We start from the raw sequence: 13,469 nt of genomic DNA on the forward strand, positions 1-13,469 counted from the left end.
GCCATCTGGGGGATGATCGAGCCGTGAGCAACGGCGAAGGCGCGGGACCCGACACGGCCAAGAAGACGGCGATCGACGGCGAGGTCCTCGGCCCGTCACCCGTCGCCGGACACCTCCCGGTGATCCCGACCGCGCCCCCCGCCGCGACACCCCGGTCGGTCGACGGTTCGGTGGCGCCGCTCCCCGACGATCGCTACCTCAACCGCGAACTCAGCTGGCTCGACTTCAATTCGCGGGTTCTCGCGCTCGCGGAGGACCCGTCCCTTCCGCTGCTCGAGCGGGCCAAGTTCCTCGCGATCTTCGCGTCGAATCTCGACGAGTTCTACATGGTGCGCGTCGCGGGGCTCAAGCGCCGCGACGAGACCGGGCTGTCGGTGCGCTCCGCCGACGGGCTGACCCCGCGCGAGCAGTTGGCGCTGATCGGCGAACGCACCCAGGAGATCGCCGAACTGCACGCCCGCACCTTCCTCGACCAGGTGCTCCCGCAGCTCGCGCGGCAGGGCATCTCGATCATCCGGTGGTCGGACCTCGACGAGGACGAGGCAGGCCGGCTCTCCGAGTACTTCCGGGACCAGGTCTTCCCGGTGCTGACACCGCTGGCCGTCGATCCCGCCCACCCGTTCCCCTACATCAGCGGGCTGAGCCTGAACCTCGCGGTGACGGTGAAGGATTCGTCCACCGGGGGCGAACACTTCGCCCGCGTGAAGGTGCCCGACAACGTGGACCGCTTCGTCCGGGTCACCCGAGCTGACGGACCGGGGGCGATCCCCGCGTTCCTGCCGATGGAGGCGCTGATCGCCGCGCACCTGCACGTGCTGTTCCCCGGCATGGAGATCGTCGAGCACCACGCGTTCCGGATCACCCGCAACGCCGACTTCGAGGTCGAGGAGGACCGCGACGAGGACCTGCTGCAGGCCCTCGAACGCGAACTTGCCCGCCGCCGCTTCGGATCCCCGGTCCGGCTCGAGGTCGCGGACGACATGACCGACCACATGCTCGAGCTGCTGCTGCGCGAACTCGACGTCGACCCCGGCGATGTGATCCAGGTGCCGGGCCTGCTCGACCTGTCCTGCCTGTGGCAGGTGTACGGCGTCGACCGGCCCGCGCTCAAGGACGCCCCGTTCGTCCCCGCCACCCACCCGGCGTTCGGCGAACGCGAGACACCCAAGAGCGTCTTCTCGACGCTGCGCGACGGTGACGTCCTCGTGCACCATCCGTACGACTCGTTCTCGACCAGCGTGCAGCGGTTCATCGAGCAGGCGGCCGCTGACCCGCAGGTGCTCGCCATCAAGCAGACGCTGTACCGCACCTCGGGCGACTCCCCGATCGTCAATGCGCTCATCGACGCGGCCGAGGCGGGCAAGCAGGTGGTCGCGCTCGTGGAGATCAAGGCCCGGTTCGACGAGCAGGCGAACATCAAGTGGGCACGCAAGTTGGAGCAGGCGGGCGTGCACGTCGTGTACGGACTCGTCGGACTCAAGACGCACTGCAAGACCTGCCTCGTCGTCCGGCGCGAGGGGTCGACAATCCGCCGCTACTGCCACATCGGCACCGGCAACTACAACCCGAAGACCGCGCGACTCTACGAGGACGTGGGGCTGCTCACCGCGGCCCCCGAGATCGGCGCCGACCTGACCGACCTGTTCAACACGTTGACGGGGTACTCCCGAAAGGCCAACTACCGCAACCTTCTCGTCGCCCCGCACGGGGTTCGTGCCGGCATCGTTGCTCGCATCCATGCCGAGATCGAGCACCGGTTGGCCGGTCGACCGGCGGGCATCCGACTCAAGGCCAACGCGCTCGTCGACGAACAGGTGATCGACGCGCTCTACCGCGCCTCGCAGGCGGGCGTCCCGGTCCGGGTCGTGGTCCGCGGGATCTGCGCACTGCGGCCGGGGGTGCCGGGCCTGAGCGAGAACATCGAGGTCCGTTCGATTCTCGGCCGGTTCCTCGAGCACTCCCGGATCATGCACTTCGAGGGCGCTGGCGAGTTCTGGATCGGCAGCGCCGACATGATGCACCGCAATCTCGATCGGCGGGTCGAGGTGATGGCCCAGGTCAAGGATCCGCGCCTCACCGGCCAACTCGGCGAGATTTTCGAGTCCGCGCTCGACCCGACGACCCGGTGCTGGGTGCTGCAGTCCGACGGGCATTGGGCGGCGTCCCCGGCCCGCGGCGAGCAGGTGCGCGAGCATCAGGAGGAACTGATGTGCAGCCGACGCGGCCGCACGGCATAGGCCCCGACCACCCGACAGGAGGAACTCCGTGAGCACGAAGTCGGATGGCCCGAAGGCCGGGTCGACGTCGATCAAGGCGAACATCTTCGCGGCGGGGGCGGTGCTGTGGCGAAAGTCGCCCACCAACCCGTACGAGATCGAGATCGCCCTGATCCACCGCCCCAAGTACGACGACTGGTCCTTCCCTAAGGGCAAGCTCGATCCCGGTGAGACACCGGTGGTTGCCGCGCTGCGCGAGGTCGAGGAGGAGACGGGCCTGAGGGTCCAGCTGGGCAGGCACGTCACCCGGGTCGCCTACGAGGTACCCGGACATCGCAAACGCAAGCGGGTGGACTACTGGGCGGCCGAGGCGCGCGGTGGCCTGTTCGTGCCCAACGACGAGGTCGACGAACTGCGGTGGCTCCCCCCCGAGGACGTTCCGGCCGCACTGTCGTACCCGGTGGATCTCAAGGTGACCCGCCGCTTCCTCAAGGTTCCCGCCGACACAACAACGGTGCTGCTGGTACGGCACGCGAAGGCGGGTCGGCGCACCCGATACAAGGGTGATGACACCCAGCGGCCCCTGGACAAGGTCGGGCGCGGGCAGGCCGAGGCGCTCTCGACGCTGCTGCGGGCCTTCGGCGCCACCGAGATCCACGCCGCCGACCGGGTCCGCTGTGTGCAAACCGTCGAACCCCTCGCCCGCGACCTCGGGGTCGGCATCGGGGTGGAACCGGCGCTGACCGAGGAGTCGTACCTGGACGATCCGGCGACGACGCAGTCCCTCGTGCGCAAGATCGCGGCCCGCGGCGGGGTCCAGGTGATCTGCAGCCAGGGCCGGGTCATCCCCGATCTGTTGCAGCGCTGGGCCGATCGTGACGGTGTCACCCTCCCCGCCGCGCGCAATCGAAAGGGCAGCACCTGGGTGCTGTCGATGTCCGGGGGCCGACTGGTGGACGCGAACCATGTCGACAGCGCCCTCCCCGAGGCCTGAACGGCACTGACACGAAAGAAGAGGGGGACGACGGTTGCCCGTCGTCCCCCTCTTCCGTGCGTCGAGGCCTACCGCTTGCGGGCGGTGGTCTTCTTCGCGGGGGCCTTCTTGGCCGGTGCCTTCTTCGCGGGGGCGGCCTTCTTGGCTGCGGTCGCCTTCTTGGCGGGGGCGGCCTTCTTGGCGGCGGTGGTCTTCTTCGCGGCCGTCGCCTTGGTGGCCGTGGCCTTCTTGGCGGGGGCGGCCTTCTTGGCTGCGGTGGTCTTCTTCGCGGCCGTCGCCTTGGTGGCCGTGGCCTTCTTCGCCGCGGTGACCTTCTTGGCGGGGGCGGCCTTCTTGGCTGCGGTGGTCTTCTTCGCGGCCGTCGCCTTGGTGGCCGTGGCCTTCTTCGCCGCGGCGGCCTTCTTGGCGGGCGCGGCCTTCTTCGCCGCCGTCTTCTTCGCGGCGGCCTTCTTCGCGGGAGCCGCGGCGGCCGCACCACGCTTCACGGCCGGGCCGGACGCGGGCAGCTTCTGCTTTCCTGCGATGACGGACTTGAACTGGGCGCCAGGGCGGAAGGCAGGCACCGACGTCGGCTTAACCTTGACGGTCTCACCGGTGCGCGGGTTACGCGCGACCCGCGCCGCACGACGACGCTGCTCGAAGACACCGAAGCCGGTGATGGTGACGTTCTCGCCGGCGTGCACCGCGCGGACGATGATGTCGACGATGTGCTCGACCGCATCGGTGGCGCTACGACGATCAGACTCCAACCGTTCGGTCAGCTGATCAATGAGCTCTGCTTTGTTCATTGGATGTTCCTCCGCAAACCAATGGCCCATTGACGGACCGACTAGCAAACACGGTAAACCGGAAATGGGCAAGAGTCTATGTGCCACGCCAATTCTCATGCCTCTCTCAGCGGCGTGGCTACCCATTTCCGGCGTCCGATGTGCTTAGCGCCCCTACCCGTCGCTGCCGTCGACCCGGGCCGGAAGGGTGGTCGGTTTCCATGACGGCCTTGACTTTTCGAACTCGGAAATCGCGTCTACCTGGCGCAACGTCAATCCGATGTCGTCGAGTCCCTCCAGCAGACGCCAGCGCGTGTAGTCGTCAATGGCAAAGGGCACCACCAGACTTCCAGCACTCACCGTGCGCGACGTGAGATCCACGACAATTTCCAGACCGGGCTGCTCCTCGAGCGCCTTCCAGAGCAGTTCGACGTCGGACTGCTCCACCTGAGCGGCCAGCAGACCGGCCTTGCCCGCGTTGCCACGGAAGATGTCCGCGAACCTCGATGCGATGACGACCCGGAATCCGTAGTCCGACAGCGCCCACACCGCGTGCTCACGGGAGGAGCCGGTGCCGAAGTCCGGTCCCGCTACCAGTACGGTGCCCTTGTCGTACGGGGCGAGGTTCAGGATGAATCCGGGATCGGCACGCCAGCCGGCAAACAGCCCGTCCTCGAAACCACTACGCGTGACGCGCTTTAGGTACACCGCGGGAATGATCTGATCGGTGTCGACATTGGACCGTCGCAGCGGGACGCCGATGCCCTTGTGAGTGGTGAAGGCTTCCATCGAAATATCTCCTACCTGTTCCGAGTCTCTAGTCGAGGTCCGCCGGCGCCGACAGCGTCCCGCGCACCGCGGTTGCGGCGGCGACGAGCGGCGAAACCAGATGGGTGCGACCGCCCTTGCCCTGCCTGCCTTCGAAGTTTCGATTCGACGTCGACGCCGAGCGCTCACCCGAGGCGAGCTGGTCCGGGTTCATGCCAAGGCACATCGAGCAGCCGGCCTGACGCCACTGCGCCCCTGCTGCCGTGAAGATCTCACCGAGCCCCTCCGCCTCAGCCTCGGCCCGCACCCGCATCGAACCGGGAACGATCAGCATGCGGACCCCGTCGGCAACCTTGCGGCCCTTGAGAACTCCCGCGACCGCACGCAGATCCTCGATCCGCCCATTGGTGCACGAACCGACGAAGACGGTGTCGACGGAGACCTCGCGGAGCGGCGTGCCCGCCTCCAGCCCCATGTAGGCCAGGGCCTTCTCGGCTGCCGCGCGGTCGCTCTCGTCGACGATGTCCTCCGGGTTCGGCACCCGCTCCCCCAGCGGAGCACCCTGGCCCGGGTTGGTTCCCCACGTGACGAAGGGGGTCAGCGCCGACGCGTCGATGTGGACCTCGGCGTCGAAAACCGCATCGTCGTCGGTCTTCAGCTCGCTCCACGCGGCAACCGCGGCATCCCAGTCCGCGCCGGTCGGGGCGTGCGGACGCCCCTTGACGAACTCGTAGGTGATCTCGTCGGGTGCAATCATCCCGGCCCGCGCGCCCGCCTCGATCGACATGTTGCAGATCGTCATTCGGGCTTCCATCGAGAGCTTGCGGATCGCCTCACCGCGGTACTCGAGCACGTAGCCCTGCCCCCCACCGGTACCGATCTTCGCGATCACGGCGAGAATCAGGTCCTTGCTCGTGACACCATCGGCCATCTCACCGTCGACCGTGATGGCCATCGTCTTGAACGGGCGCAGCGACAGGGTCTGCGTCGCCATCACGTGCTCGACCTCGCTGGTGCCGATTCCCATTGCCAGAGCACCGAAGGCGCCGTGCGTGGAGGTGTGGCTGTCGCCGCAGACGACCGTCATGCCGGGCTGGGTCAGCCCCAGCTGCGGACCGACGACGTGCACGATGCCCTGGTCCAGGTCACCCATCGGGTGCAACCGGACCCCGAACTCCTCACAGTTGCGTCGCAACGTGTCGACCTGAAGTCTCGAAACGGGATCGGCGATCGGCTGATCGATGTCGACGGTCGGGACGTTGTGGTCCTCGGTCGCGATCGTCAGGTCCGGACGACGAAGCTGCCGTCCGGCCAACCGAAGTCCGTCGAACGCCTGCGGGCTGGTGACCTCGTGCACGAGGTGCAGGTCGATGTAGATCAGGTCGGGCTGACGCGCCGAGCCCTCCCCTTCGCCCCGGACGACGACATGGTCGTCCCACACCTTCTCCGCAAGAGTGCGCCCTCTGCTGGCCATGTTCTCCACCTCTTCGTGATCGGTCGGCTCGCGGGTTATGGGCTGGCCCGCCGAGGATCCGACCTCCATCATCTCTCGGTTCGTGGTCGTTGCCATCGTCCTGCCGTGCACATCCCGCGAGAGTGTCCGATTAGGAATCTCAGAATGCGAGACGCATAATATCGACCTATGAGAAAGCATAGCGTTCCCGAGGCGGTCAGCGGCATCGGGGTTCTCGACAAGGCGATGTCGGTCCTGCACGCCGTCGCGGAGGCGCCGTGCACTCTCGGGGAGCTGTGCACGCGCACCGGCCTCCCCCGTGCGACGGCGCACCGCCTCGCCGTCGGCCTCGAGGTGCACCGACTGCTCGCGCGCGACGCGGACGGCCTGTGGCGCCCGGGCCCCGGCCTGGCGGAACTGGCACCGACCGCACACGACAATCTGCTCGAGGCGGCCGCCCTGGTGCTGCCGCGACTGCGTGAGATCACCGGCGAGAGCGTGCAACTCTATCGACGCGAAGGGGTGCAGCGGGTCTGCGTCGCGTCGATGGAGCCGCCCACCGGCCTTCGCGACACCGTGCTCGTCGGCGCCCGGCTGCCCATGACCGCGGGATCCGGCGCCAAAGTGCTTCTCGCCTGGTCGGATCCACAGGTCCAACGCAGCGTGCTCCCCGATGCCCTGTTCAGCGAGCGGGTCCTCACCGAGGTACGCAAACGAGGGTGGGCCCAGAGCGCGGCCGAACGCGAACCCGGCGTGGCCAGCGTCGCCGCCCCGGTCCGCGACCGCACCGGGAGCGTCGTCGCGGCGATCTCGGTGTCCGGACCGATCGACCGGATGGGCAGACGCCCCGGCGCCAGGTGGGCGGCGGACCTGCTCGCCGCCGCGGAAGCGCTGCACAAGCGCCTCTGAGTGGGATTCGGCGCCCATCCCCTCCCCCGGCGGACACCCACGTGGCACAGTGCTGCGTGAGAACACGTTCCAGAAAATCCGAAACCGGAGGACCGTCGCAGTGGGCACCAACCAGCGGGCACAGGTCACGATGACCGACGCCGAGATCACCGAGTTCGTCGAACACAGCCGCGTCGCAACGATGGCCACCATCGGCCCGCACGGCGCACCCCACCTGATTGCCATGTGGTACGCGATCATCGACGGCGAAGTGTGGTTCGAGACGAAGGCGAAGTCGCAGAAGGCGGTGAACCTGCGCCGCGACAACCGCATCACGGTGATGATCGAGGACGGCCACACCTACGACACCCTGCGCGGCGTCTCGTTCGAGGGCACCGCCGAGATCGTCGAGGATCCCGACGCCCTGTGGTCCGTCGGCGTGAGCATCTGGGAGCGGTACACCGGCCCGTACCGCAAGGACGTCGATCCCGCGATCGAGATGATGCTCAACAAGCGAGTCGCGGTGCGGGTGAAGCCGGACCGAGTGCGGTCGTGGGACCACCGCAAGCTCGGCCTGCCGTCGATGCCGCTCGGCGGCAGCACCGCCGAATTTCTCTGACACCGCCCCCGCCCGACCGCATCCGTGCCGCGAAATATTGCCGCGACGGGGGCACGTCGGCGCGGTACGGTCACGGTGCGACCCCATCCACCGGAGATCGACGATCGAGGAGGACCGCACCGTGACCGAATCCGAGAGTGAACACATCAAGGAGCAGTTCCGGGAGGCACTCGAGCGCAAGAGTCATCAGCACTCGATGCACGGCAACGCACCGGCAGGCGATTCCAAGATTCACAACTCGCATGGCCCCGCCGACCACAAGCGTGAGTTCCGCCGCAAGAGCGGCTGACGGACGTTCCCGTCCAACGACGAAAGACCCTCCGGATACCGGAGGGTCTTTCGTTTTGTAGCCCCGACGGGATTTGAACCCGCGCTACCGCCTTGAGAGGGCGGCGTCCTAGGCCGCTAGACGACGGGGCCAGGACTTGCAGACGATCGGCACGCTCTCCGTGGTAGCCCCGACGGGATTTGAACCCGCGCTACCGCCTTGAGAGGGCGGCGTCCTAGGCCGCTAGACGACGGGGCCAGGGAACGTGCCGTGTACTGCATGGCAACCCGGCGAACGGCCGCTGTGCTGTCGAAACAGCACAGTGAACACTCACCGAATTTCCGCTGGGGTACCAGGACTCGAACCTAGAATGGCTGAACCAGAATCAGCTGTGTTGCCAATTACACCATACCCCAATGGCTTCTCCCGACGGCCTCCGCTGCGCGGCGGTTGCTGTCGTTCGAACCGAGGAGAACTTTAGCAAAGCCCACCCGCCATTCTCCAAATCGGCTGGTCAGGAGCCCAATCTGAGCCACCCGACCAGCCGGCGGAGGGTCAGACGATGCTCGCGCGGGCCGCCAGCAGGCGGCCGAGGGTCTTCTCGCGGCCCAGCAGCTCCATCGACTCGTACAGCGGCGGGCTGATGTGCGACCCGGTCAGCGCGACCCGCACCGGAGCAAACGCCTTGCGCGGCTTGAGCTCCAAACCGTCGATCAGCGCGGCCTTGAGGGCGGCCTCGAGGTCGGCGGTCGCCCACGCGCCGAGCCCGTCCAGTGCGGCGATGGTCGCATCCAGCACCGGCGCCGCGTCGGCGCCCAGGTTCTTCGCTGCGGCGGCCTCGTCGATCGCGAAGTCGGCGTCGGGGACGAACAGGAACTTGAGCAGGTCCCAGGCGTCCGACAACACCACGATGCGGGTCTGCACGAGCTCCGCGGCGGTGTCGAACTGCTCGGCCGTCACGGCGTCGACGGGGTGACCGTGCGCGGTCAGGTACGCGCGGAGCCGGGCCGCGAAGTCCGCGGAGTCGAGCAACCGAATGTGCTCGGCGTTGATCGCGTCGGCCTTCTTCTGGTCGAACCGCGCGGGATTGGAGTTGACCTTCGCGATGTCGAAGGCCGCGACCATCTCGTCGAGCGAGAAGACGTCGCGGTCGTCGGCGATGCTCCAGCCGAGCAGGGCCAGGTAGTTCAGCAGCCCCTCGGGGAGGAAGCCGCGGTCGCGGTGAATGAAGAGATTCGACTCGGGATCCCGCTTGGACAGCTTCTTGTTGCCCTGCCCCATCACGAACGGCAGGTGCCCGAACTCCGGTGTGAAATCGGCGACACCGATGCGCCGCAACGCCTCGTACAGCGCGAGCTGCCGCGGCGTCGACGACAGCAGGTCCTCGCCGCGCAGCACATGGGTGATCTTCATCAGCGCGTCGTCAACGGGGTTCACGAGCGTGTAGAGCGGGATGCCGTTGCCACGGGTGAGCGCGAAGTCCGGGACCGTGCCCGCCTTGAACGTCGTCTCACCGCGGACCAGGTCCACCCAGGTCAGGTCGTGGTCGGGCATGCGCAACCGGATCACCGGCTTACGCCCCTCGGACCGGTACAGCTCCCGCTGCTCCTCGGTCAGGGTGCGGTCAAAGTTGTCGTACCCGAGCTTGGGGTCGCGGCCTGCCGCGTGATGCCGCGCCTCCACCTCCTCCGGCGTCGAGAAGGACTCGTATGCCTCGCCCGCCTCGACCAGCTTCGCGACGACCTCGAGGTGCAGATCGCGGCGCTGCGACTGCCGGTACGGCTCGTGCGGCCCCCCGACCTCGGGGCCCTCGTCCCAGGTCAGGCCGAGCCACCGCAGCGCGTCGAGGATCGCCTGGTACGACTCCTCCGAGTCGCGCGCCGCGTCGGTGTCCTCGATGCGGAAGACGAACTTGCCGCCGTGATGCCGCGCGTACGCCCAGTTGAACAGGGCGGTGCGGACGAGCCCGACGTGCGGGGTTCCAGTGGGAGACGGACAGAAACGGACGCGCACTTCGCTGGTGGTCATGGCTCACTTGGGTTGGAGGAGGACGGTCTCGTTGAGACCGCGGGTCCCTCCCAGATTAGTCCTCCCCCGCACCGTCGGGCCGCCCGATCAGCCTTTCGCGACGACGGGGTTGGTGAGCGTCCCAATCCCCTCGACGGTCACGCTGACGCTGTCGCCCGCGACGATCGGCCCGACGCCTTCCGGTGTTCCGGTCAGGATGACGTCGCCCGGCAGCAGCGTCATGACCGCCGAGATCCACTCGATGATCTTCGGAATATCGTGCAGCAGTAGCGAAGTGCGGCTGCGCTGCCTGAGTTCGCCGTTCACCTCGGTGCGGATCTCGACGTCGGAGGCGTCGAGGGTGGTCTCGATCCACGGCCCCAACGGGCAGAACGTGTCGTGCCCCTTCGCCCGGGTCCACTGGCCGTCGTGGCGCTGATGGTCACGCGCGGACACGTCGTTGGCGACGGTGTAGCCGAGCACCACGTCGAGCGCCTTCGCCGCGGGCACATCCTTGCAGGGGCGGCCGATGACAATGGCCAGCTCACCCTCGTGGTGGACCTCGCTGGAACTCGGCGGCAGCACGATCGGTGCGCCGGGGCCGACGATCGCGGTGTTGGGCTTGAGGAAGATGACCGGATCGGCGGGCGCCTCGCCGCCCATCTCGGCGGCGTGCGCGGCGTAGTTCTTGCCGATGCAGATCACCTTGCTCGCGAGGATCGGGGCGAGCAGGCGCACGTCCGCGAGGGGCCAACTGCGGCCGGTGAACGTCGGGGTGCCGAACGGATGCTCGGCGATCTCCTTCGCCGTGCGCGCGTCCCCCTCCCCCTCGATCGAGACGAAGGCGACCCCATCCGGGCTGGCAATTCGACCTAGGCGCATGCCCGAATCCTAGACCTATTCCATATTTTGGGACATCAATTTCACTACATGAGAAGCACGGTCGTAGCGTGACGTCATGACCGATACCGCGCAGCACACCGTCAGCACCACGCGCCGCGCGGCGATGCTCGGGCTCGGCGTCGCCGCCCAGGCCGCGCAGGCGGTCCTGGTGAACGGGACCGCGTTCCTGATCCCCACGCTGCACGACGAGTACGGCCTCACCCTCGCGCAGGCCGGCACGCTCGCGTCGGCACCGATCGTCGGCGTGATGCTGACCCTGGTCGCCTGGGGCGCGCTGGCCGACCGATACGGCGAGCGCGTCGTCCTGGCCGCCGGGCTGGCGCTGGCCGCCGCGTCCACCACCGCCGCCACCGTCGTCACGGCCCTGCCCGCACTCGCGGTGCTGCTGGCGTTCGGCGGCGCAGCGGCCGCCGCGGCCAACGCCGCCAGTGGACGCGTCGTCGTCGGCTGGTTCCCGCCCCACCAGCGCGGACTCGCGATGGGCATCCGCCAGATGTCGCTGCCGCTCGGTGTCGCGGTCGCCGCGATGACCGTCCCGGTCCTGGCCCGCGATCACGGCATCGGCTGGGCGCTGGCCTTCCCCGCCGCGGCGTGTGCGCTGGCGGCCGCGGCATGCGCGATCTGGATCGCGGATCCGCCGCGGCCCGCGCCCGGTGACGCCGCCGACCTCGGCCTGCTCGCCAACCCGTACCGGACGACCGGCACGCTGCAACGCATCCACGCCACCTCGATCCTGCTGGTGGTCCCGCAGTACGTCGTGTGGACCTACGCCCTGGTCTGGCTGGTGACCGACCGGGGGTGGTCGGAGTCGTCCGCGGGCATCGTCATCACCGCCGCACAGTTCCTCGGCGCGGCGGGACGCGTCGCCGCCGGCGTCTGGTCCGACCGGGTCGGCAGCCGACTGCGCCCCCTGCGGACGGTCGCACTGGCCGTCTCGGTGTCGATGCTCGCCCTGGCGGCGGCAGCGGCAACCGGGTCCCCGGTCGCCGTTGCACTGTTGGTCGTCGCGTCGGTGACCACCGTCGCTCCGAACGGTCTCGCGTTCACCGCGGTCGCCGAGATCGCGGGACCCTACTGGAGCGGCCGGGCACTGGGCATCCAGAACACCGGACAGTTCATCGCCGCGGCGGCCGTCGGCCCGGTCTTCGGCGCGGTCATCGGCGTGATCGGGTTCCCCGCCGCGTTCGCTGTCGCCGCCCTGATGCCCGCCGCCGCGGCACCCCTGGTCCCCACCCACCACCCCGCCCGCACCTGATCCGCCCGGCCGAGGCGCGCGCACCGTCCCGACGATCGGACCACCGGGCCCATCCGCTCCACACCGCCCGAGTGAACGGATCATCCGCTCGATCTGATCGACTGAACGGAAGCGTTCAGTCGATCTGGTCGAATGAACGGCACGTTCGCTCGGCTGAACCGGCCTCGGACGACCGGTCCACAGACACACACGCGCCCGCGAGCCGGACGGCTCGCGGGCGCGTGTGTGGCGCGTACTAGACCGCGGCCGCGATCCGGTCGCCGACGTCGGTCGTGACGATCGGCGCGTCGCCACGGGCAGCGAGATCGGCCTCGACCGCGCGCTCGATCCGCGCCGCGTCGTCCTCGCGACCGAGATGGCGCAACAGCATCGCAGCCGACAGGATCGCCGCGGTCGGGTCGGCGATGCCCTGGCCCGCAATGTCGGGGGCCGACCCGTGCACGGGTTCGAACATCGACGGGTTGGTGCCGGAGGCGTCGATGTTGGCGCTCGCGGCGAGGCCGATACCGCCGGTGACCGCGCCTGCCAGGTCGGTGATGATGTCGCCGAACAGGTTGTCGGTGACGATCACATCGAACCGCGCCGGGTCGGTGACCATGTAGATCGTCGCGGCGTCGATGTGGCAGTACGCGGTCTCGACGTCCGGGTACTCGGCGCCGACCTGCTCCATCGCGCGGGTCCAGATGCGGCCCGCGTTGGAGAGCACGTTCGTCTTGTGGATCAGCGTCAGATGCTTGCGACGCTTCTGCGCCAGCTCGTAGGCGGCGCGGACGACGCGCTCGGCACCGAACCAGGTGTTGACCGACACCTCGGTGGCGACCTCGTGCGGGGTGCCGACCCGGATCGAGCCACCGTTGCCGGTGTACGGCCCCTCGGTGCCCTCCCGGACGACGAGGAAATCGATGTCCGGGTTCGCGGCCAGCGGCGACGTCGACTCCGGGTAGGTGCGGGCCGGGCGCAGGTTCACGTGGTGGTCGAGCAGGAAGCGCATGTTCAGCAGCAGGCCACGCTCGAGGATGCCGGGGGCAACGTACCGCGGATCACCGATCGCGCCGAGCAGAATCGCGTCGTGCTGACGGATCGACTCCAGCTCCGCGTCCGGCAGCAGGTCGCCGGTCTCGTTGTACCGCTTGGCACCGAGATCGAACTCGGTGGTCTCCACGTCGGGAACCAGCTTCCGCAGCACCTTCAGCGCCTCGGCCGTGACCTCGACACCGATGCCGTCACCGGGGATGACCGCAAGCTTCATGAACACACTCTCTTCTCGTAGCTACTGGGGGTGAATCTGACTGTGGCCGCGACCGTTTCGTCAACGGTCGCGGCCACGTGGT

12 protein-coding genes and 3 tRNA genes are annotated in these 13,469 nt (G+C 68.5%); 6 read left to right on the top strand and 9 right to left on the bottom strand.

Annotated elements, in window-relative coordinates; all coding sequences use genetic code 11:
* Nucleotides 1-71: 71 nt before the first annotated feature.
* Nucleotides 72-2,237 carry an RNA degradosome polyphosphate kinase gene (locus ACFWPA_RS08175; RefSeq protein WP_378569976.1) on the top strand — a complete coding sequence of 722 codons (2,166 nt, stop codon included), beginning with the start codon at nucleotides 72-74 and terminating at the stop codon, nucleotides 2,235-2,237.
* A 28-nt stretch (nucleotides 2,238-2,265) separates the two neighbouring features.
* The gene (locus ACFWPA_RS08180) at nucleotides 2,266-3,210 is read left to right on the top strand and encodes an NUDIX domain-containing protein (protein WP_378506577.1); all 945 of its coding nucleotides are present in this window, start codon (nucleotides 2,266-2,268) and stop codon (nucleotides 3,208-3,210) included.
* 68 nt (nucleotides 3,211-3,278) lie between these two features.
* Here the strand turns inward: ACFWPA_RS08180 and ACFWPA_RS08185 are convergent, their stop codons facing one another.
* The 3 genes from ACFWPA_RS08185 to leuC all read right to left on the bottom strand — a co-directional run bounded on the left by ACFWPA_RS08185 (nucleotide 3,279) and on the right by leuC (nucleotide 6,228).
* Nucleotides 3,279-3,998, bottom strand: a complete 720-nt coding sequence (locus tag ACFWPA_RS08185; protein WP_378506576.1) for an HU family DNA-binding protein — start codon at nucleotides 3,996-3,998, stop codon at nucleotides 3,279-3,281.
* Nucleotides 3,999-4,151: 153 nt separating this feature from the next.
* Nucleotides 4,152-4,766, bottom strand: a complete 615-nt coding sequence (gene leuD, locus ACFWPA_RS08190) for a 3-isopropylmalate dehydratase small subunit (protein ID WP_378506575.1) — start codon at nucleotides 4,764-4,766, stop codon at nucleotides 4,152-4,154.
* Nucleotides 4,767-4,794: 28 nt separating this feature from the next.
* A complete protein-coding gene (leuC, locus tag ACFWPA_RS08195; protein WP_378506745.1) occupies nucleotides 4,795-6,228 on the bottom strand; it encodes a 3-isopropylmalate dehydratase large subunit in 1,434 nt (477 codons plus the stop codon).
* Between the two features lie 159 nt (nucleotides 6,229-6,387).
* Here leuC and ACFWPA_RS08200 point away from each other — a divergent pair, with 159 nt between their 5' ends.
* The 3 genes from ACFWPA_RS08200 (at nucleotide 6,388) to ACFWPA_RS08210 (ending at nucleotide 7,994) form a co-directional block, all read left to right on the top strand.
* Nucleotides 6,388-7,107, top strand: a complete 720-nt coding sequence (locus ACFWPA_RS08200) for an IclR family transcriptional regulator (RefSeq protein ID WP_378506574.1) — start codon at nucleotides 6,388-6,390, stop codon at nucleotides 7,105-7,107.
* A gap of 100 nt (nucleotides 7,108-7,207) precedes the next feature.
* The gene (locus ACFWPA_RS08205; RefSeq protein ID WP_378506573.1) at nucleotides 7,208-7,705 is read left to right on the top strand and encodes a PPOX class F420-dependent oxidoreductase; all 498 of its coding nucleotides are present in this window, start codon (nucleotides 7,208-7,210) and stop codon (nucleotides 7,703-7,705) included.
* A 121-nt stretch (nucleotides 7,706-7,826) separates the two neighbouring features.
* The gene (locus tag ACFWPA_RS08210; RefSeq protein WP_378506572.1) at nucleotides 7,827-7,994 is read left to right on the top strand and encodes a DUF5302 domain-containing protein; all 168 of its coding nucleotides are present in this window, start codon (nucleotides 7,827-7,829) and stop codon (nucleotides 7,992-7,994) included.
* A 58-nt stretch (nucleotides 7,995-8,052) separates the two neighbouring features.
* On the opposite strand, the gene ACFWPA_RS08215 is transcribed toward ACFWPA_RS08210, so the two are convergent.
* From ACFWPA_RS08215 to ACFWPA_RS08235, 5 genes are all read right to left on the bottom strand, one after another.
* Nucleotides 8,053-8,125: transfer RNA gene (locus tag ACFWPA_RS08215), tRNA-Glu, on the bottom strand.
* Between the two features lie 30 nt (nucleotides 8,126-8,155).
* A tRNA-Glu gene (locus ACFWPA_RS08220) sits at nucleotides 8,156-8,231 on the bottom strand.
* Between the two features lie 86 nt (nucleotides 8,232-8,317).
* A tRNA-Gln gene (locus ACFWPA_RS08225) sits at nucleotides 8,318-8,389 on the bottom strand.
* Nucleotides 8,390-8,528: 139 nt separating this feature from the next.
* Nucleotides 8,529-10,001 carry a glutamate--tRNA ligase gene (gene gltX / locus ACFWPA_RS08230; protein WP_378569967.1) on the bottom strand — a complete coding sequence of 491 codons (1,473 nt, stop codon included), beginning with the start codon at nucleotides 9,999-10,001 and terminating at the stop codon, nucleotides 8,529-8,531.
* A gap of 87 nt (nucleotides 10,002-10,088) precedes the next feature.
* Nucleotides 10,089-10,862 carry a fumarylacetoacetate hydrolase family protein gene (locus ACFWPA_RS08235; RefSeq protein WP_378506570.1) on the bottom strand — a complete coding sequence of 258 codons (774 nt, stop codon included), beginning with the start codon at nucleotides 10,860-10,862 and terminating at the stop codon, nucleotides 10,089-10,091.
* 76 nt (nucleotides 10,863-10,938) lie between these two features.
* Between ACFWPA_RS08235 and ACFWPA_RS08240 the strand changes: the two genes are divergently transcribed.
* Nucleotides 10,939-12,138, top strand: a complete 1,200-nt coding sequence (locus ACFWPA_RS08240) for an MFS transporter (RefSeq protein ID WP_378506569.1) — start codon at nucleotides 10,939-10,941, stop codon at nucleotides 12,136-12,138.
* 235 nt (nucleotides 12,139-12,373) lie between these two features.
* On the opposite strand, the gene ACFWPA_RS08245 is transcribed toward ACFWPA_RS08240, so the two are convergent.
* Nucleotides 12,374-13,387: a 3-isopropylmalate dehydrogenase gene (locus tag ACFWPA_RS08245; protein ID WP_378569968.1), complete on the bottom strand. Its 1,014-nt coding sequence runs from the start codon at nucleotides 13,385-13,387 to the stop codon at nucleotides 12,374-12,376.
* Nucleotides 13,388-13,469: the final 82 nt, after the last annotated feature.

It is taken from the genome of Rhodococcus sp. NPDC058505, from assembly GCF_042720095.1.
GTDB lineage: Bacteria > Actinomycetota > Actinomycetes > Mycobacteriales > Mycobacteriaceae > Rhodococcus_G.